The following is an 18,910-nucleotide window of genomic DNA, read 5'->3' as shown; positions in this document are numbered from 1 at the left end:
CCGGTGTCACGCTGTGTCGGGGCAGGCGGCGGGTGGGCCGGGCCCTGATGCGGCCCCGACGGCCCGCCCGGCTGCCCCACCGGCGGCGCGATCTGAAAAACCAGCCGGGGACCGTGCTGCGGATCACCGAGCGTGATCGCCTGCCCGTCGTGGATATCGACGGCCGGCACCCGGAACCCGTTGCTGAAGATGCCGCTGCGGCTCTTGTCGATGGCCACCCAGTGCGTGCCCAGGAACCGCAGCAGAACCTCCGGGCGAGGCGCCTGCGGCGGCGGCCCCCCGAGTTGCTCCAGCGGAATGTCGGCCCCGGCGCCGTAGCCCACGACCACGTCGCGGCCCGGCGGGAAGACGTACCGCATCGATCCGACCCATACGGTGAGCGGGGAGGCTGGCACGGCGGAAGCCTCGGGCCGCATCGAACGCCACCTTTCGTCGCCGGTCAGACGGAATTGATCTTGTCTTCAGACCAATCGGGGATTGATCAAGTGTCTACCCGTTGCGGGTCGGCGATCCACCCGGCGCCGATCAAGCCGATCACAGGGTGTTCCGACGCGGCGCGGCCGCCGCATTGTCGAGTAGTCGGCGCAACACGTCGACCGCATCGGACAGCACCTGGCGGTCGGACGGCTCGAGCAGGGCCAGTTGCGGTTCGATCGCGGCCGCGCGGTCGGCCCGCACGGCGTTGAGCGTGCGCAATCCCTCATTCGTGATGCGAATCCGGACCGCCCGGGCATCCCCGGGGTCGACGGTTCGGGTGACCAGGCCGGCGTCCTCGAGGCGGCGCACCTGCGTGGTCATCGTGGGCTGCGAGCAGTGGTCGACGGCGGCCAGATCGCCGATGCGGGCTTCTCCGTTTACTTCGATCGTGGCCAGCAGCCTGGCCTGCGCGGCGGGCAACGGCATTTGGATGCGCTGGGTGGCCAGGCGATTGAGGCGCGCGACGACGGCGAGCAGGTCTGCTCCCAGGCCAGGCTGGGGATCGGTGTTTGCGGCGTCAACGACATCGGTGTGGTCGGCGGCGGATGCATTCATACCTACATCGTTGCATAGCTTTGCTAAGCGAGCGGAACCGTGGACACCCTGATATCCGTCTGTGTGCTGCGCGGACTTGGCGCCGCGGCCTGGCAGAATCGTTAGGGTGACCGTTCCGAGATCTCCCCGCGTAGGCCGTCGGGGTGGGTCGCTGCGTCCGGTCGAATTGGCGCAAGCCTCGGTCATGGGCGCGCTGTGTGCGGTCATCGCAATCATTTCCGTCGTCATCCCGTTCGCGGCGGGATTGGCCTTGCTGGGCACCGTGCCCACCGGGCTGCTCGCCTACCGTTATCGGCTGCGGGTGTTGCTCGCGGCGACGGTTGCCGCCGGGATGATCGCCTTCCTGATCGCCGGGTTGGGCGGTTTGATGACGGTTATCCACTGTGCCTACATCGGCGGGCTGACCGGAGTCGTCAAGCGCAGGGGCCGGGGCACATTCACGGTGGTCGTCTCGTCGTTGATCGCGGGGGTCGCCTTCGGCGTGATGTCGGTCGGCGCGCTGACCGTAATGACCCGGTTGCGGCACCTGATTTTCGACGTGATGACCTCGAACGTGCACGGGGTCGCGTCCTTCCTGGGCCGCGTGCATCTGCAGCGGCCCGCCGATGCGCTGATGCGGTATTTCTCCTGGGCATTGGGCTACTGGCAGTGGTGGATGGTGGCCTACTACGGCCTCGGAATCATGGTCGTGTCGTTGATCGGCTGGTGGGCGCTCTCCCGTCTGCTGGAGCGGATGCGCGGCCTGCCCGATGTGCACAAATTGGAGGCGTGGGACGGAGGTGAGGGCAACGCATCGGTCGGACCGGTTCCCGTGCGGCTGGATCGGGTGCGCTTCCGTTACCCCGGCGCCGGCCAAGACGCGCTGCGCGAGATCAGCCTGGACCTGAAGGTTGGGGAGCACGTGGCCATCACCGGGGCCAACGGCTCCGGGAAGACCACGCTGATGCTGATCCTGGCCGGCCGCCCACCGACGTCGGGCAGCGTGGAGCGACCGGGCGCGGTGGGTCTGGGCGAGCTCGGCGGCACGGCCCTCGTTTTGCAGCACCCCGAAAGCCAGGTCCTGGGCACCCGGGTGGCCGACGACGTGGTGTGGGGCTTGCCGCCGGGCACCGAAATCGACGTGAACCGATTGCTCAGCGAGGTCGGCCTCGAGGCACTCGCCGAGCGCGACACCGGAAGCCTGTCCGGCGGCGAACTGCAGCGCCTGGCGCTCGCCGCGGCGCTGGCCCGGGAGCCGGCACTGCTGATCGCCGACGAGGTCACCACCATGGTCGACCAGCAGGGCCGAGACGCGTTGTTGGGTGTGCTCTCCGGCCTCACCGCGCGGCACCGCACGGCGCTGGTGCACATCACGCATTACAACAACGAGGCCGATTCCGCGGACCGCAGGATCGATCTCAGCGATTCGCCGGATAACACCGGCATGGTCGAGACCTCGGCCGCGCCGACACCCGTTGTCCCGGTGGACTACCGCCGGCCGCACGCGCCGGTCATCGAACTCATCGGCGTCGGCCACGAATACGGCAGCGGCACCCCCTGGGCCAAGACCGCCCTGCGCGACGTCAACTTCGTGGTGGAGCAAGGAGACGGCGTCCTCATCCACGGCGGCAACGGGTCGGGTAAGTCGACGCTGGCGTGGATCATGGCCGGCCTGACCATCCCCACGGCCGGCGCCTGCCTCATCGACGGCAAGCCCACCCACGAGCAGGTCGGCGCGGTGGCGTTGTCGTTCCAAGCGGCCAGGCTGCAGTTGATGCGCAGCCGCGTAGACCTGGAAGTGGCTTCGGCAGCGGGCTTTTCGCACCTCGACCAAGATCGGGTCGCAACCGCTTTGGGCGTTGTCGGGCTCGATCCCACGCTCGCTAAGCGGGGCATCGACCAGCTCAGCGGTGGCCAGATGCGCCGTGTCGTGCTGGCCGGGCTGCTGGCGTGTTCGCCGCGCGCCTTGATCCTCGACGAGCCGCTTGCGGGTTTGGACGCCGCCAGCCAGCGCGGCCTGCTGCGGCTGCTGGAAGACCTGCGTCACGACCGGGGCCTGACAGTCGTGGTGATTTCACACGACTTCGCCGGGCTGGAGGAGCTGTGCCCGCGCACCCTGCATCTGCGCGAGGGCACCGTCGAACCGATGCCGACCGCGGCGGGAGGCATCGCGTGACGACGACTTCGACGACGGCAACGGCGGACGGCGCAACCCGTCGCCCCTCTCGCCCGGTGGTGCTGCTGATCCCGGTGCCCGGACGTTCGGCCATCCACGATCTGTGGGCAGGGACCAAACTGCTTGTCGTTTTCGGTCTTTCGGTGCTGTTGACGTTCTACCCGGGCTGGGTGACGATCGGGATTTCGGCGGCGTTGGTGGTCGCGGCGCTTCGAATCGCACGCATTCCGCGCGGCGTGCTGCCGTCGATACCACGGTGGCTGTGGATCGCTCTCGCGTTGGGCTTCATCACGGCCGCCCTGTCCGGTGGTAGCCCGAAGATCTCGATTGCCGGCCTCGAGATCGCGCTCGGCGGCGCGCTGAACTTCCTGCGGATCACCGCGCTGTCGATCGTGTTGCTCGGGCTGGGCGCGCTGGTGTCCTGGACCACCAACGTCGCCGAAATCGGCCCCGCGTTGGCCACGTTGGGCCGACCGCTGAAGATCTTCCGGATCCCGGTCGACGAATGGGCGGTGGCGTTGGCGCTCGCGCTGCGCGCCTTCCCGATGTTGATCGACGAATTCCAGATCCTCTACGCCGCGCGCCGGCTACGGCCGAAACGAATACCGAAGAGCCGCAAGGCCCGTCGTCGGCGACATGCCCTGGAGCTGATCGACCTGATGGCCGCCGCCATCACCGTGACCCTGCGGCGCGGTGACGAGATGGGCGACGCGATCACCGCGCGCGGCGGCACCGGTCAGCTCTCCGCCCGTCCGGTGCGGCCGAAGCTGGCCGACTGGGTGACGATCGCGATCACCATCGCGGCCGGCGGGGCGGCGGTGGCGCTCGAGACGATGATGCATTCGCCGTACTGAGCGTGAAAGTGGCCGAGACTCAAAGCGTCCGCGCGATCGCGGCCCGTGTGCACGAAGTCTGGAACGTCCTGGCCGATTTCGGCTCGATCGCTTCGTGGGCCGATAACGTCGACCACTCGTGCATTCTGTCCTCCGGTCCCGACGGCGCGCGAGTCGGCACCGCACGGCGAGTTCAGGTCAAACGCGACGCCCTCGTCGAGCGCATCACCGAGTTCGACCCGCCGCACACACTCGCCTACGACATCGAAGGCCTGCCCCGGCGCCTGCGCAGGGTGACCAACCGCTGGACGCTGGCGGCCGGGGGCGATTCGACCGTCGTGACCCTGACCAGCACGGTCGAAATCGGTTCCCGCCCACCGCAGAAGCTGGCCGAACGCGTGCTGTGTCGCTTCCTCGCACGACAGTCCGACGCGATGCTCGCCGGGCTCGCGAACCGATTGGAGAACGCCCGTGTCTGATCGCCCCGACATCGTGATCGTGATGACCGACGAGGAGCGCGCGGTTCCGCCGTATGAGGATCCCGGCGTCCTCGCCTGGCGCGACCGAACCCTGCCCGGCCGCAAGTGGTTCGAAAGTCACGGCGTCAGTTTCGCCCGGCACTACACCGGCTCTCTGGCCTGCGTGCCCAGCCGCCCAACGATTTTCACCGGGCACTTCCCCGACCTCCACGGGGTCACCCAGACCGACGGCATCGGGAAGACGGCCGACGATTCGCGCATGCGTTGGCTGCGCCAGGGCGAGGTGCCCACACTGGGGAACTGTTTCCGCGCGGCCGGCTACGACACGCACTACGACGGCAAGTGGCACATCTCGCACGCCGACCTGATCGATTCCTCGACCGGCCGCGCGCTGGCCACCAACGACGACGACGGCATCGTCGATCCGGTGGCGGTGCAGCGCTACCTGGACGCAGATCCACTGGGCCCGTTCGGATTCTCCGGCTGGGTCGGCCCAGAACCGCACGGCGCACTGCTGGCCAATGCCGGCATTCGCCGCGATCCCCTGATCGCCGAGCGCGTGGTCGCTTGGCTCACCGATCGCTATGCGCGCCGTCGCGCCGGCGACCCCGCCGCGCAGCGTCCCTTCCTGCTCGTCGCCAGCTTCGTCAATCCCCACGACATCGTGCTTTTCCCGACGTGGTCGCGCCGCGGCCCGGTCAAGCCGTCACCGTTGGATCCACCCCCGGTGCCCGCGGCGCCCACCGCCGACGAGGACCTGTCGACCAAGCCCGCCGCCCAGATCGCGTTCCGCGAGGCCTACTACTCCGGCTACGGCCCGGCGCCCGCGATCAATTGGACCTACGACCGCAACGCCCAGCGCTACCGCGGCCTGTACTACCGGCTGCACGCGGAGGTGGACGCGCCGATCGACCGTGTGAGACGGGCCGTCACCGAAGGTGGTTCGGACAACGCGGTTTTGGTGCGGACCGCCGATCACGGCGATCTGCTCGGCGCCCACGGCGGGCTGCACCAGAAATGGTTCAACCTCTACGACGAGGCGACGCGCGTTCCGTTCGTCATCGCCCGGATCGGCGCGGGCTCGACGTCGCCTCGGGTGATCACGGCGCCGACGTCGCATGTCGACCTGGTCCCGACGCTGCTCGCAGCCGCCGGTGTGGATGTCGCGGCGGTGGCCGCGTCGTTGGCTCAGACGTTCTCGGAAGTGCACCCACTGCCGGGCCGGAATCTCATGCCGATCGTCGACGGCGCACCCGCCGATGACGGCCGAGCCGTCTACCTGATGACCCGCGACAACATGCTCGAGGGCGACAGCGGCGCATCGGGCCTGGCGCGCCGCCTGAAGCGCACCGTCAATCCGCCCGCGCCCCTGCGCATCCGAATCCCCGCGCACACCGCCTCCAACTTCGAGGGACTGGTCCTCCGCGTGGACGAGGCGACGGCGACCGGGGGCGGCGGGCATCTGTGGAAGCTGGTCCGCACCTTCGACGACCCGGGCACCTGGACCGAACCCGGCGTGCGTCACCTGGCGGCCAATGGACTTGGGGGAGAGGCCTATCGGACGTCGCCGCTGGATGACCAGTGGGAGCTCTACGACTTGACCGACGATCCGATCGAAGCCGTCAACCGGTGGACGGACCCGGGCCTGCACGAGTTGCGCCAGCACCTGCGGGCACAGCTGAAACACGTCCGCGCCAGTTCCATCCCCGAACGAAATCAGCCGTGGCCCTATGCGTCTCGTCGACCGCCGAGCCCGGCTCCGTCCAGGCTGCGGCGGCTGGTTCGGCGGGTGCGTTCGCGAGCGTAACGCCATGGCGAAAATTCGACCGGAATCTCGCCGTGGCGTTACACCCGCATGGGGGTAGGCGTCAGGTCCGCATTCGGTCGATGAGGTTCGACAGCACCACGATGCTTTCGCTGCGTTCGATGTCGGCGCTCGCCCGGATCCGCTCGAGGGCGGTCTCCAGGTGCCGCATGTCGCGGGCCAGCACGTGCAAGATCGCATCCGACGTGCCGGTCACGGTCGCGGCGCTGACCACCTCCGGCATATCGACCCAGGCCGCCCGCAGCTGATCGGGCGCGATCGTGCCGTGGCAGAACACTTGCACAAACGCCTCCGTGTTCCAGCCGAGCGCATTGCGGTCGATGACGGTGGTGAAACCCTTGATCACGCCGTCGTCCAGCATCCGGTCGACGCGACGCTTCACCGCCGGCGCCGACAAATTCACCTTCTGCCCGATCTCGGCGAAGGTGGCCCGCGCGTTCTCGGTGAGCTCGGAGAGGATGCGCTCATCGGTCTCGTTTAGACGTTCCATGCCACTCCTCAACGCAACAAATCATCGTAGGTGCGATCCTAGCGCAATAAATCGTCTATAGACACGCAAGAATCGTCGTTTGCTTGTCACACGAACCGCAAATACCGTTGATTTATGACGGATTCATACGTCGTGGCACCCGCGCCTCCGAGGCCAACCCGCACGGCCCGGGCCCGCCGGTACGCGATGACCCGGCCGGACTTCTTCGCCGTCGAGTACGCCATCAATCCGTGGATGGATGTCAACGCACCGGTCGGTGCCCACCTCGCGCAAGCGCAGTGGCGGGCGCTCTACCAGACGTACGTCGACCTGGGCCACCGCGTGCATCTGATCGACCCCGTGCCCGGGCTGCCGGACATGGTCTACGCCGCGAACGGCGGATTCATCGCCGGCGACGTCGCCGTCGTCGCCCGGTTCCGACACGCGCAGCGCGCCGGCGAGTCGAGGGCCTATGCCGAATGGATGTCGTCGATGGGCTATCGGCCCGTGACCACCCGTCACGTCAACGAGGGGCAGGGCGACCTGCTGATGGTCGGCGACATGCTGTTGGCGGGCTACGGCTTTCGCACCGATCTGCGCGCCCACGACGAAATCTCGGCTCTGCTGGGCGTGCCGGTTGTGTCCCTCGAGCTGGTCGATCCCCGGTTCTATCACCTCGACACCGCGCTCGCCGTTCTCGACGACCACACCATTGCGTTCTACCCGCCGGCATTTAGCACGGCAGCGCAGGAGCAGCTGCGCGCGCTGTTTCCCGACGCAATTGTGGTCGGGAGCGCCGACGCATTCGTGCTCGGATTGAACGTCGTTTCCGACGGCCTGCACGTCGTGCTTCCCTCTGCCGCAACGGGTTTCGCTGCTCAGCTGCGCGAAGCTGGCTTTGGGCCGGTCGGCGTCGATCTCTCCGAGCTGCTCAAGGGCGGCGGTTCCGTCAAGTGCTGCACGTTGGAGGTATTTCCATGACGATCCTCGACGCCCGCACCGAGCCCGCAACCGACGCGGCGATCGAGCTGGTCGAAAGGCATGCGGCGCACAACTATTCGCCGCTACCCGTGGTGGCGGCCAGCGCCGAGGGCGCCTGGATCACCGACGTCGACGGCCGGCGCTACCTGGATTGCCTGGCCGCCTATTCGGCGGTCAACTTCGGCCATCGCAACCCGGAGATCACCGCGACGGCCCACGCCCAACTCGACACCGTCACGCTCGTCAGCCGCGCGTTCCACTCCGAGAACCTCGGACGATTCTGCGCCGCGCTAGCCCAATTGTGCGGCAAAGACATGGTGCTGCCGATGAACTCGGGCGCCGAGGCGGTCGAGAGCGGCCTGAAAGTCGCCCGCAAATGGGGCGCCGACGTCAAGGGCGTTCCGAACGGTCACGCCAACATCATCGTGGCCGACAACAATTTCCATGGCCGCACGATCAGCATCGTGAGCTTCTCGTCCGACCCGACGGCTCGGGACGGCTTCGGACCCTTCACACCGGGATTCCGCTCCGTGCCGTTCGGCGACGCCCCGGCGCTGGCACGGGCGATCGACGACAACACCGTCGCGGTGCTACTGGAGCCGATCCAGGGCGAGGCCGGGATCATCGTCCCCCCCGACGACTACCTTCCGGCCGTGCGCGCGCTGTGCGACGAGCGCAACGTGCTGATGATCGCCGACGAAATCCAGTCGGGCCTGGCCCGCACCGGCCACACGTTCGCCTGCGACCACTGGGGTGTGGTGCCGGACATCTACCTGCTCGGTAAGGCCCTGGGTGGCGGGGTGATTCCGCTGTCGGCGGTGGTCGCGGACCGCGAAATCCTCGGCGTGCTGCATCCCGGCGAGCACGGCTCGACGTTCGGCGGCAACCCGTTGGCCGCCGCGATCGGCACGACAGTCGTGTCCATGCTGGCGACGGGGGAATTTCAGGCGCGCGCCGCCGAATTGGGCGCCCACCTGCACCGGCGCCTGGAGGCGCTGATCGGCGACGGTGTGCTGGCGGTGCGCGGCCTCGGATTGTGGGCCGGCGTCGACATCGAACCGTCCTTGGCCACCGGAAAGGGCATGAGCCTGCAGTTAGCCGAGCGCGGGGTGCTGGTCAAAGACACCCACGGCTCGACGCTGCGCTTCGCGCCGCCCCTGGTGATCACCGAGCCGGAAATCGACTGGGCGATCGACCAATTTGCTTTTGCGCTGGCGGAGGCTGCCTCATAATCAGCTGATCCGACATCAGGAGGCGCAATTGCCGGCCACGTCGATCGGCCTGAGACAGCAGATGCTGCGCCGCCGCCCGGTGACCGGCGCTCCCGTCGCGCACGGGGCCGCGGACCACCTCAAGCGCAGTTTCGGCACGTTCGAGCTGACCATGTTCGGCGTCGGCTCGACGATCGGCACCGGCATTTTCTTCGTGCTCTCGCAGGCCGTGCCGGAAGCCGGTCCGGGAGTGATCGTCTCGTTCGTCATCGCCGGCATCGCGGCCGGACTCGCGGCCATCTGCTATGCCGAATTGGCTTCCGCCGTACCGGTTTCCGGTTCGTCGTACTCGTACGCCTACACCACGCTGGGCGAGGCGGTCGCGATGGGTGTGGCCGCCTGCCTGCTGCTCGAGTACGGCGTGGCCACCGCGGCGGTCTCGGTCGGCTGGAGCGGCTACGTCAACAAGCTGCTGAACAACTGCTTCGGATTCCAGATGCCGCATGGGTTGTCGGCGGCGCCGTGGGATTCGGACCCGGGCTACATCAATCTGCCGGCGATCGTCCTGATCGGCATGTGTGCGTTGTTGCTGGTCCGCGGCGCCAGCGAGTCCGCTCGGGTCAACGCGATCATGGTGCTGATCAAGCTCGGCGTGCTGGCCATGTTCGTGATCATCGCCTTCACCGCCTTCGACGCCAACCACCTCCAGAACTTCGCGCCCTTCGGTGTCGCCGGCATCGGCTCGGCGGCGGGGACGATCTTCTTTTCGTTCATCGGCCTCGACACGGTGTCGACGGCGGGTGATGAAGTGCGAAACCCGCAGAAGACCATGCCGCGCGCACTGCTCTCGGCGCTGGCGATCGTCACGACCGTCTACGTGCTCGTCGCGCTGTCCGCGCTGGGCACCCAGCCGTGGCAGGATTTCGCCGCGCAGGAGAACGCCGGCCTGGCCACCATCCTCGACAACGTCACCCACAGCAGGTGGGCCAGCACGATCCTGTGCGCGGGCGCGGTCATCTCGATCTTCACCGTCACCCTGGTCACCATGTACGGCCAAACCCGCATCCTGTTCGCCATGGGCCGCGACGGACTGCTGCCAGCGCGGTTCGCGACGGTCAACACCCGCACGATGACCCCGGTAAACAACACGGTGATCGTCGCGATCGCGGCGGCCCTGCTCGCGGCCTTCATACCGCTCGACAAACTGGCGGACATGGTGTCCATCGGCACCCTCACCGCGTTCATCGTCGTCTCCGCCGGCGTCATCATCCTGCGGGTGCGCGCACCCGACCTGCCCCGCCCGTTCACAGTGCCGGGTTACCCTGTCACGCCGGTACTTTCGGTGCTGGCGTGCGGGTACATCCTCGCCAGCCTGCACTGGTACACCTGGATCGCGTTCACCGGCTGGATCTCGGTGGCGTTGATCTTCTACTTCGTCTGGGGCCGTCACCACAGCGCGCTCAACGATGGCGGCGACCACCTCATCCCGACCGCGGCCGCGTCGGAAGACGAGCCAAGGGAACTGCTGTGACCGTTGTCGTCGGCTACCGGGCCGGCGAGGTCGGCCTGTCTGGGTTGTATCTGGCCGTGCGTGCCGCGCGGACGCTCGATACGTCGCTGACCGTGGCGACCATCGTGCCCCAGCCGTGGCCGACACCGTCCTTCGCCCGCGTCGACGCCGAATACGAGCACTGGGCTGACCAATTGGCCGCGGACTCGGCGGCCGAGGCAAGGGGGTATCTCCACGGCGTGGCCGACGGGCTCGAGGTCACCTACTCCCACCGTGCCCACCGGTCGGTGTCGGGTGGATTGATCGAGCTGATCGCGGACGTCGACCCCGAGGTCCTGGTGCTGGGGTCATTGCCCAGCGGCGGGCGCGGCCAGGTGGTGATCGGCTCGACCGCCGACTGGCTGCTGCATGTGTCGCCGGTGCCGGTCGCGATCAGCCCACGTGAATACCGTTCGTACACAGGCGGATTGACCCGGATCACATGCGCTTACTCCGCCACCCCGGACTCAGTTGACGTGGTACAGCGGTGCGTCGACTTCGCTCGGCGATTGGGGTTGCCGGTACGGGTGATCACGTTCGCGGTCCGCGGCAAGACGATGTATCCACCCGAAGTGGGTCTGGACGTTGAGGATTCGATCCTGCAGGCGTGGGCGGCGCAGGCGCGGGAAGTTCAGGAAAACCTGAAGACCGACGGCGTCGTAGACGCGGACGTTGCGCTGGACGTGGTGACCGGCCAGAGCTGGAGCGAGGCGCTCGAGAAGGTGGACTGGCAGGACGGCGACGTCCTGGCATTGGGCACGTCGCCGCGCGGCGACATCCGCAGGGTCTTCCTCGGATCGCGCAGCGGAAAGATCATCCGCGAGAGCACGGTGCCGGTGGTGGTGCTGCCAGGCTAGCGGCGGGCGGCGGCGTTGGCCGCCTGTTGGGCCCGTCGCAGAATATCCGCGACATCGCCTCGGCCCAGGAACATTTCGTCGAAGTAGCTTTGCAGCGCTGTGTCGCCGGCGGCGAAGCCCGCCCCACCCGGGGCCGGAATGCGCGGCCCGTCGAGCACCGTGAAGAACGGTGTGACATCGACGCCGCGGGCGGCCCAATAGTCGTGGTAGACCCGCTGGGCGGACAGCACCGCGGGGATGGCCGCACCTTCACGGCCCAGATACGCGTTGCCCTCACCGCTGCCCATCCACGCCAGCACCTGGCGCACCGCATCCGGATGCTTGGTCGCCGCATTGCCCGCCGCGGCAATGCCATTGGTGACGCTCACCCGACCGGCGGGTCCGATCGGCAGCATCGCCACACCCCAGTGGAACCGGGCATCGCGGGCCACCGGCGCCAGGTTGTAGGTGCCGGACTGAAACAGCGCCATCCTGCCGGCAAGAAACTGGTTGCGGGAGAAGTCACCGTTGTCGTTGGTGTCCGAGGCGGGCGGGGCGACGTGGTCATCGTTGATCAGGCGGACCAGGTAGCGGAAGGCCTTGATCGCCGCGGGGTTGTCGAACGCGAACTCGTCTCCGCGTTGAAACACCCCGCCCGCCGACCCGATGTAGTTCAGGTAAATGGCCTGAGCGTCGTTAGCGGCGTTATAACCCCACTGACGTACCCGCCCGGCGTCGAAACCCGGTGTGCCCGCGGCATGTCCATCCGCATCGAAGGTGAGCCGGGACAGCAACGGCCGCAACGTGTCGTCGCCGTCGGGACTCCACCGCGCGCCGTTCAGCTGGGCGGGATCAATCCCCGCCGCCGCAAGCAGGTCCGCGTTGTAGAACACGGCGATGCCGGCGTCGGTCAGCTGCGGCACACCCCACAGCGCCCCGCCGCGGGTGAATTGATCGACCACGGCCGGCTCCCACGCCGACGCGGCGCCCGGGCCGAGCGTCTTGCCGATGTCCAGCAGCCGGCCGCTGTCGGCATACGCGGCGAGATAGGCGATGGAAACCCAGAAGATGTCGTCGGCGCTGCCACCGGCCACGTCGGTGCGCAGGGTGTTGAAGTACGTCGAGTAGGCGACCGTGTTGAGGTGCACCTGGATATCGGGGTGCGCGCGGGTGAATGCCTCGAACGATTGCCGGTATGCCGTACCGATCTGATCGCCCCAGACCCGCACCGTCACAACGATCTTGCTGCCGTGCGGGTCGCCGGAATAGTCCAGCAGCATCGCCGTCGCGGCCAACAACGCCGCGACGAGCGCGAGCGCGCCCGCGACCAGCGTGGAAAACCGAGGACGGGTCATCGCGTGCGCCCAGATTGCCGTGGTGGTCGTAAATTCGTGAAAATCGCAGCCGTGGCGGCAATCTCGGCGCGGGTCCGGGTCACTTGAGCCCCGACACGACGATCGACGCGACGATGTGGCGCTGGAAGATCACGAATAGCACGATCAACGGCGCGATCGCGATCGTGGTCGCGGCCATCACCAGCGTCCACTGCGAGTTGAAACGCGACTGCAGGTCGGCCGTAGCCACCGTCAGCACCCGCCACTTGTGGCCACTGGTGATCACCAACGGCCACATGAAGTTATTCCATTGCGAGACCACGGTGATCAGCGTCAGGGCGGCCAGGACCGGACGGCTGGACGGAATCACCACGTGCACGATCACGTCCAACGTGGTGGCCCCGTCGAGGCGCGCGGCGTTGATCAAGTCGTTCGGAATGATCCGAAAATGCTCGCGCAGCAGGAAAATCGCGTAGGGAGAGCCGAACATGAACGGCAACACCAGCGCCCAGAACGTGTTGCGCAGGCCGAGCTGCGCCATCATCAGGTACATCGGGACCACCGTGACGGTGCCCGGCACCATCAACGTCGCGACGTAGACCCAAAACAACGCGTCGCGCCCCGGGAACTGCAGCCGCGCGAACGCGTAGCCGGCCAGCACCGAAAACGTCAGCTGGCCCACCAGAATCACCGCCGTCATCAACGCGGTCACCGCCGCCGCCCGGCCGAACCCGGCCCCGGCGAGGTCGGCATAGTTGGCCAGCGTCGGCGGCCGCGGCCACTGCAGCGGCGTACCCGTCGCGAACTGGTGAGCCGACGTGAACGACGTCAGCAACCCAAGTCCGAAGGGCGCCAACGTGATCAGGGCACCGAGTGCGAGGCCCGCGTAGATCACGCCGTTGGAGAGGCGACTAGGTGAGGTCATAGCTGATCCGCCGCCGGAAGTACAAGTGCTGGACGGCCGTGACGCCGACCAGGATGACGAACAGCACCACCGCCATGACCGATGCCCGGCCGATCGCCGCCGAGCCGAACGCCTCGGCGTAGACGCGGTGGGCTACCAGGTCGGTGCGGCCTTCCGGCCCGCCGCCGGTCAGCGCGTAGACGGTGTCGAAAACCTGTGCGCTGCTGACGATCCCGGTCACCAGGACGAAGAACATCGTCGGCCGCAGCATGGGCAGGGTGATGCGCCAGAACCGCTGCCAGCCGGTGGCGCCGTCGGTGCGGGCGGCGGCATAGATATCGCCCGGGATGGCGAGCAGGCCCGCGAGGAAGGACAGCGAGACGTAGCCGACGTTGGTCCACACGACCACCGCCGACACCAGCGGCAGCGCAAAGCTGGGGTCCGACAGCCAGCCGATGCTGTGTCCGAGCACGGCGCTGACGGCGCCGTCGGTGGGAGCCAGGATCCAGCGCCACAACACGGCGATGGCCAGCGGCGCGCAGATCCACGGCAGCACGTAGAGGGTGCGAAACAGGCCGGTGCCGCGCACATCGCGAGCCAGCATCGAGGCGGCCGCCAGCCCCAGCACGGTTTGCGCCGGAACGACGATCGCCACGAAGACGGCGGTGACGATCAGCGAGTTGCCGAAGTCGGCGTCGGCGAGCACCGCGCGCCAGTTGGCCAGGCCCACGTAGCGCAGCGGACCGAGCAGATCCCACCGGTAGAGGCTTAGCCAGATCACCACGAGGATGGGCAGCAGCAAGAACGCGACGACGCCGAACAGGCTGGGCGCCAGCAGGGCATAACCCAGCGGAGTGGATCGGCGGGGCGCGTCGGCCATGGGTGTATTAAAGCGGGTCGTTACGGTGGATTCGTGACACCGAACCGGGGGATCGATGCCGACTTCCTGGACCTGCCGCGCCAGGAACTGGTCGACGCCGCATTGTCGGCGGCCACCAAGGCCGGGGCCAGCCACGCCGACCTGCGGGTTCACCGCATCAGCACCGAGATCGTCCAGCTGCGCGACGGCGAGCTGGAGACGGCGGTCATCAGCCGCGAGCTCGGGCTGGCGGTGCGCGTGATCGTCGACGGCACCTGGGGATTCGCCTCCCATGCGGAATTGGCGCCGTCGATCGCCGCCGAGACCGCGCGTCGCGCCGTGCACGTTGCCGCCACGTTGGCGACGCTGAACACCGAGCGCGTCGAGCTCGCGCCGGAGCCGGTCTACGCCGACGCCACCTACGTGTCGAATTATCGGATCGATCCGTTCGATATCCCGGCCGCCGATAAGATCGCCGTGCTGGAGGACTACTCCGGGCGGCTGCTGGACGCCGACGGCATCGACCACGTGTCGGCCGGGTTGACTGCCGTCAAGGAGCAGACGTTCTACGCCGATACCTTCGGGTCGTCGATCACCCAGCAGCGGGTGCGGCTGCAGCCGTCGCTGGAAGCGGTGACCGTTGATGCGGCCGCGGGCAGTTTCGACTCGATGCGCACGCTGGTGCCGCCGATGGGCCGGGGCTGGGAGGTGGTGGCCGGCGACGACGTGTGGAACTGGACCGACGAGCTCGCGCAGCTGCCGTCGCTGCTGGCCGAGAAGGTCAAGGCGCCCAGCGTTACCCCGGGCCGCAACGACCTGGTGATCGACCCGACCAACCTGTGGCTGACGATTCACGAATCCATCGGGCACGCCACCGAATACGACCGCGCGATCGGCTACGAGGCCGCCTACGCCGGAACGTCGTTCGCCACCCCCGACAAGCTTGGCACCATGCGCTACGGGTCGCCAGTGATGAACGTGACCGCCGACCGCACCGTCGAATTCGGCTTGGCCACAATTGGTTACGACGACGAGGGCGTGGCCGCGCAAAGCTGGGATCTGGTGCGCGACGGGGTGTTCGTCGGCTATCAACTCGACCGGGTGTTCGCGCCGAGGCTGGGGCAGCAGCGCTCCAACGGCTGCTCGTATGCCGATTCGCCGCACCACGTGCCAATCCAGCGGATGGCCAACGTGTCGCTGCAGCCCGGCCCCGACGACACCAGTACCGCCGATTTGATCGGCCGGGTCGAGGACGGCATCTACATCGTCGGCGACAAGTCGTGGTCGATCGACATGCAGCGCTACAACTTTCAGTTCACCGGGCAACGGTTCTTCCGGATTCGCGACGGCCGCCTGGACGGCCAGTTGCGCGATGTCGCCTATCAGGCGACCACCACCGACTTCTGGAATTCCATGGAAGCCGTGGGCGGCGCGTCCACCTGGCGGCTGGGCGGCGCGCTCAACTGCGGCAAGGCCCAGCCCGGACAGATCGCCGCCGTCAGCCACGGCTGCCCGTCGGCGTTGTTCCGGGGCGTCAACGTGCTCAACACCCGTACAGAGGGTGGCCGATGATTTCAGCGCAGCACGTCGTCAACATCGTTTTGGACGAGGCGGCAAAACGCGGCGGCGCCAACGAGACCATGGTTCTGGTCACCGACCGCGTCGAGGCGACGTTGCGCTGGGCGGGCAATTCGATGACCACCAATGGGGTTTCGGTCAACCGCAGCGTGACGGTGATTTCGATTGTGCGCGACGGCAGCAGCACGCGCGTCGGCACCATGGTTTCCGCGGAAGTGGATCCGCGGGTGATCCCCGGGCTGGTTGCGGCGTCCCAGGACGCGGCCCGCTCCGCGCCGGAGGCCGGCGATGCCGCACCGCTGCTCGCCGATGCCGGGGTGCCGGCCGATTGGAATGCCCCCGCGACGGGGACGGGCCCGGAGATATTCGGCGACCTCGCCGCTTCGCTGAGCCGCGGGTTCAAGGGCAGCGACCGTTTGTATGGCTATGCGCACCATAGTGTTTCGACGACGTTCCTGGCGTCGTCGACCGGGTTGCGCCGCCGCTTCACCCAGCCCGCCGGTGCGGTGGAGATCAACGGCAAGCGTGGCGACGCGAGCGCCTGGGTGGGGGTCGGCACGCCCGATTTCGTCGATGTGCCAACGGATCTGCTGCTCGAGCAGCTGTCGACGCGGCTCGGTTGGGCGCAGCGGACCGTCGAATTGCCAGCGGGGCATTACGAGACGCTCATGCCCCCATCGACGGTGGCAGACATGATGATCTACCTGGGCTGGTCGATGGCCGGCCGCGGCGCGCACGAGGGCCGGACCGCCTTCTCCGCCCCCGGGGGCGGGACCCGGATAGGGGAGCGGCTCACCGATCTGCCGCTGACGTTGTTCTCCGATCCGATGGCGCCGGGCCTGGTCTGCACGCCGTTCGTCGCGACGAGCAACTCCTCGGAGACCGTGTCGGTGTTCGACAACGGCATGGAGATCGGCCAGGTGGACTGGATCCGCGACGGGGTGATCAACGCGCTGGCGTATCCGCGGGCCATTGCCGCCAAATACGACGCCCAGGTCGCCGTGGCCGCCGACAACCTGGTGATGACGGGCGGGTCGGCTGAACTGGCCGACATGATCGCGGGCACCGAGCGCGGACTGCTGCTCACCACGCTGTGGTACATGCGGGTGGTCGACCCGACCACACTGCTGCTCACGGGCCTGACCCGCGACGGCGTATACCTGGTCGAAGGCGGCGAGGTGACCGCGGCCGTCAACAACTTCCGCTTCAACGAGAGCCCGCTGGGCCTGCTTCGGCGGGCCACCGAGGCCGGGGCCAGCGAGAAGACCCTGCCGCGCGAGTGGGGAGATTGGGCCACCCGGGCGGCGATGCCGTCGCTGCGCATCCCGGACTTCTACATGTCGTCGGTGAGCCAGGCGCACTAGCCGATTGCCCAGCGGCGGGGCGGGTTCTAACGTGTGACGGATGCTGACGCGGTTAGTGGCGTTGTCGCCGGGCGACGGACGCATCACGGGACTGGTGCGGCGGGTGTGCGGGCAGACGTTGTCGTTGCCGCCGTTGCCCGCGTGCGTCGAGGTGGACGAGCCCGCTTCCGAGGCGGAGGCCGTCGTCGCCGAGTTCGCCGAGCAGTTCAGCGTCGACGTCTCGGCGATCACCGGCGAGCAGCGGTCGCGGCTGTGGAAGCAGTTGGGGGACAGCACCTTTGGCGTTGTGGTGCAGATGTATATCGCCGACTTCGTTCCGCGGGTGCGCGCTGGGTTCGAGGCGCTCGGTGTCGGCTCCGAGTATCTCGACTGGGTTGACGGCCCTATCTCGTGGGATCACACCACGGACCCTTCCGATGTGGTGTTCAACGACTTCCTGCCCGCGGTGGCGCGGATGCGGGCGCTTGATCCCGTCACCGCCGAGCTGGTCCGGCTGCGCGGCGCGGCCCAGCACAACTGCCGGCTGTGCAAATCCCTGCGCGAAACCACCGCCCTCGACGCCGGAGGCTCCGAGACCCTGTACGGCGATATCGAGCGCTACGAGGACTCAAGTTTGCTCGACGAGCGCGCTAAAGCAGCGCTTCGCTACACCGATGCGTTAATTTGGACTCCTGCGCACCTCGTCGCCGACGTTGCCGCCGAGGTGCGCTCCAGGTTTTCCGAGGCGAAAGCCGTGGAGCTCACCTTCGACGTCATGCGCAATGCCAGCAACAAGATCGCGGTGTCGCTGGGCGCCGACGCCGCCCGAGTCGATCACGGCACCGAGCGCTACCTGCTCGACGCCGAGGGCCAGACGGTGTTCAGCTAACGGCGGCGTGGCACCATTGGTGCCGCACCAAGCGGGGGCGGTAGCTCAGTTGGTTAGAGCCGCGGACTCATAATCCGTTGGTCGCGGGTTCGAGCCCCGCCCGCCCCACCGTATTTCATGTATTACCTCGGCTGATGGTTGACATTTCGCCTTCGGGTGATGCGCGACAGTGTTTCGGCTGATGGTTGACAGTTACTTCGGTTGATCCTTGACACTCCCTGGATGAGGGAGTTGAGCGTGGCCGAGCAGAGGTATCAGGCCGTGTTGGCGGTGATCAGCGATGGGTTGTCGGTATCGCAGGTGGCCGAGAAAGTTGGGGTATCGCGGCAGACGCTGCATACCTGGTTGGCCCGCTATGAGGCCTCAGGTCTCGAGGGGCTAGTGGATCGGTCGCATCGGCCGGTGTGGTGTCCGCATCAGATGCCGGCGGCGGTGGAAGCCGCATTGTTGGAATTGCGTCGCTCACGCCCGTATTGGGGCCCGCGGCGGTTGGTGTTCGAGCTGGCCAAGCGCAAGGTGCGGCCGGTGCCCTCGGAATCGGCGGCCTATCGGGCGTTGGTGCGCGCGGGCATGATCGATCCCAATCTGCGGGATCGGCGTTCGCGCAAGTGGAAACGCTGGGAACGCGGGGCG

At 67.7% G+C, this 18,910-nt stretch carries 17 protein-coding genes, 1 tRNA gene and 1 pseudogene; 13 read left to right on the top strand and 6 right to left on the bottom strand.

Translation table 11 applies throughout. The features are described from left to right. Positions 1 to 416, bottom strand: a pseudogene (locus A5736_RS15580) (ABC transporter); the annotation flags it as partial. Positions 417 to 534: 118 nt separating this feature from the next. Next, on the bottom strand, positions 535 to 1,032 hold the full coding sequence (locus tag A5736_RS15575) for a MarR family winged helix-turn-helix transcriptional regulator (protein ID WP_076247205.1): 498 nt from the start codon (positions 1,030 to 1,032) through the stop codon (positions 535 to 537). A gap of 106 nt (positions 1,033 to 1,138) precedes the next feature. Between A5736_RS15575 and A5736_RS15570 the strand changes: the two genes are divergently transcribed. From A5736_RS15570 to A5736_RS15555, 4 genes are read left to right on the top strand one after another with little or no spacing between them, the layout of a single operon-like run. Beyond that, positions 1,139 to 3,187 carry a DUF2232 domain-containing protein gene (locus tag A5736_RS15570; protein ID WP_083667478.1) on the top strand — a complete coding sequence of 683 codons (2,049 nt, stop codon included), beginning with the start codon at positions 1,139 to 1,141 and terminating at the stop codon, positions 3,185 to 3,187. Further along, positions 3,184 to 4,041 (top strand): CbiQ family ECF transporter T component, encoded by an 858-nt coding sequence (locus tag A5736_RS15565; protein ID WP_076247202.1) that lies wholly within the window; start codon positions 3,184 to 3,186, stop codon positions 4,039 to 4,041. The genes A5736_RS15570 and A5736_RS15565 overlap by 4 nt, the downstream gene beginning before the upstream one ends. An 8-nt stretch (positions 4,042 to 4,049) precedes the next feature. Continuing rightward, entirely contained in the window at positions 4,050 to 4,499 is a 450-nt protein-coding gene (locus A5736_RS15560) for an SRPBCC family protein (RefSeq protein ID WP_076247208.1), read from the top strand. After that, on the top strand, positions 4,492 to 6,306 hold the full coding sequence (locus A5736_RS15555) for a sulfatase-like hydrolase/transferase (RefSeq protein ID WP_076247200.1): 1,815 nt from the start codon (positions 4,492 to 4,494) through the stop codon (positions 6,304 to 6,306). Before A5736_RS15560 ends, A5736_RS15555 begins: the two co-directional genes overlap by 8 nt. Positions 6,307 to 6,367: 61 nt before the next feature. On the opposite strand, the gene A5736_RS15550 is transcribed toward A5736_RS15555, so the two are convergent. Then, entirely contained in the window at positions 6,368 to 6,814 is a 447-nt protein-coding gene (locus tag A5736_RS15550) for an Lrp/AsnC family transcriptional regulator (RefSeq protein WP_076122412.1), read from the bottom strand. Positions 6,815 to 6,928: 114 nt separating this feature from the next. Here A5736_RS15550 and ddaH point away from each other — a divergent pair, with 114 nt between their 5' ends. Genes ddaH through A5736_RS15530 form a run of 4 tightly spaced genes read left to right on the top strand, consistent with a single transcriptional unit; the run spans position 6,929 to position 11,391 of the window. Beyond that, a complete protein-coding gene (gene ddaH / locus A5736_RS15545) occupies positions 6,929 to 7,774 on the top strand; it encodes a dimethylargininase (protein ID WP_076247198.1) in 846 nt (281 codons plus the stop codon). Beyond that, a complete protein-coding gene (gene rocD, locus A5736_RS15540; RefSeq protein WP_076122410.1) occupies positions 7,771 to 9,006 on the top strand; it encodes an ornithine--oxo-acid transaminase in 1,236 nt (411 codons plus the stop codon). The genes ddaH and rocD overlap by 4 nt, the downstream gene beginning before the upstream one ends. Positions 9,007 to 9,034: 28 nt before the next feature. Further along, positions 9,035 to 10,516, top strand: coding sequence for an amino acid permease (locus A5736_RS15535; protein ID WP_083667480.1), 1,482 nt, complete (start codon positions 9,035 to 9,037; stop codon positions 10,514 to 10,516). Beyond that, positions 10,513 to 11,391, top strand: a complete 879-nt coding sequence (locus tag A5736_RS15530) for a universal stress protein (RefSeq protein WP_076247197.1) — start codon at positions 10,513 to 10,515, stop codon at positions 11,389 to 11,391. Before A5736_RS15535 ends, A5736_RS15530 begins: the two co-directional genes overlap by 4 nt. Here the strand turns inward: A5736_RS15530 and A5736_RS15525 are convergent. The 3 genes from A5736_RS15525 to A5736_RS15515 form a co-directional block, all read right to left on the bottom strand. After that, positions 11,388 to 12,725, bottom strand: coding sequence for an extracellular solute-binding protein (locus A5736_RS15525; RefSeq protein ID WP_076247195.1), 1,338 nt, complete (start codon positions 12,723 to 12,725; stop codon positions 11,388 to 11,390). The two genes, A5736_RS15530 and A5736_RS15525, sit on opposite strands and share 4 nt — an antisense overlap. A gap of 79 nt (positions 12,726 to 12,804) precedes the next feature. Continuing rightward, positions 12,805 to 13,629, bottom strand: coding sequence for a carbohydrate ABC transporter permease (locus tag A5736_RS15520; RefSeq protein WP_076247193.1), 825 nt, complete (start codon positions 13,627 to 13,629; stop codon positions 12,805 to 12,807). Further along, positions 13,616 to 14,488 carry a carbohydrate ABC transporter permease gene (locus A5736_RS15515; protein WP_076247191.1) on the bottom strand — a complete coding sequence of 291 codons (873 nt, stop codon included), beginning with the start codon at positions 14,486 to 14,488 and terminating at the stop codon, positions 13,616 to 13,618. The genes A5736_RS15520 and A5736_RS15515 overlap by 14 nt, the downstream gene beginning before the upstream one ends. Positions 14,489 to 14,521: 33 nt before the next feature. Between A5736_RS15515 and A5736_RS15510 the strand changes: the two genes are divergently transcribed. The 5 genes from A5736_RS15510 to A5736_RS15490 form a co-directional block, all read left to right on the top strand. Beyond that, positions 14,522 to 16,039, top strand: a complete 1,518-nt coding sequence (locus tag A5736_RS15510; protein WP_076247189.1) for a TldD/PmbA family protein — start codon at positions 14,522 to 14,524, stop codon at positions 16,037 to 16,039. After that, on the top strand, positions 16,036 to 17,409 hold the full coding sequence (locus A5736_RS15505; protein ID WP_076247187.1) for a metallopeptidase TldD-related protein: 1,374 nt from the start codon (positions 16,036 to 16,038) through the stop codon (positions 17,407 to 17,409). Before A5736_RS15510 ends, A5736_RS15505 begins: the two co-directional genes overlap by 4 nt. Positions 17,410 to 17,449: 40 nt before the next feature. Continuing rightward, positions 17,450 to 18,277, top strand: a complete 828-nt coding sequence (locus A5736_RS15500) for a carboxymuconolactone decarboxylase family protein (RefSeq protein WP_076247185.1) — start codon at positions 17,450 to 17,452, stop codon at positions 18,275 to 18,277. Between the two features lie 34 nt (positions 18,278 to 18,311). Next, positions 18,312 to 18,385 (top strand) — tRNA-Ile (locus A5736_RS15495). 114 nt (positions 18,386 to 18,499) lie between these two features. Beyond that, positions 18,500 to 18,910 (top strand): helix-turn-helix domain-containing protein (locus A5736_RS15490; protein WP_076247206.1); only part of this gene is annotated, 411 nt, incomplete at its 3' end.

Origin of the sequence: Mycobacterium sp. SP-6446 (assembly GCF_001954045.1) — a bacterium.
Lineage (GTDB): Bacteria > Actinomycetota > Actinomycetes > Mycobacteriales > Mycobacteriaceae > Mycobacterium.
The sequence above is the reverse complement of the archived record's forward strand: the minus strand, read 5'-3'. Positions and strand labels throughout refer to the sequence as shown.

Bases quoted from the DNA above. Each gene is read 5' to 3' on its own strand.
- A5736_RS15575 (WP_076247205.1), bottom strand. From the start codon at position 1,032: ATGAATGCATCCGCCGCCGACCACACCGATGTCGTTGACGCCGCAAAC.
- A5736_RS15550 (WP_076122412.1), bottom strand. From the start codon at position 6,814: ATGGAACGTCTAAACGAGACCGATGAGCGCATCCTCTCCGAGCTCACC.
- ddaH (WP_076247198.1), top strand. From the start codon at position 6,929: ATGACGGATTCATACGTCGTGGCACCCGCGCCTCCGAGGCCAACCCGC.
- rocD (WP_076122410.1), top strand. From the start codon at position 7,771: ATGACGATCCTCGACGCCCGCACCGAGCCCGCAACCGACGCGGCGATC.
- A5736_RS15525 (WP_076247195.1), bottom strand. From the start codon at position 12,725: ATGACCCGTCCTCGGTTTTCCACGCTGGTCGCGGGCGCGCTCGCGCTC.
- A5736_RS15520 (WP_076247193.1), bottom strand. From the start codon at position 13,629: ATGACCTCACCTAGTCGCCTCTCCAACGGCGTGATCTACGCGGGCCTC.
- A5736_RS15515 (WP_076247191.1), bottom strand. From the start codon at position 14,488: ATGGCCGACGCGCCCCGCCGATCCACTCCGCTGGGTTATGCCCTGCTG.
- A5736_RS15505 (WP_076247187.1), top strand. From the start codon at position 16,036: ATGATTTCAGCGCAGCACGTCGTCAACATCGTTTTGGACGAGGCGGCA.
- A5736_RS15500 (WP_076247185.1), top strand. From the start codon at position 17,450: ATGCTGACGCGGTTAGTGGCGTTGTCGCCGGGCGACGGACGCATCACG.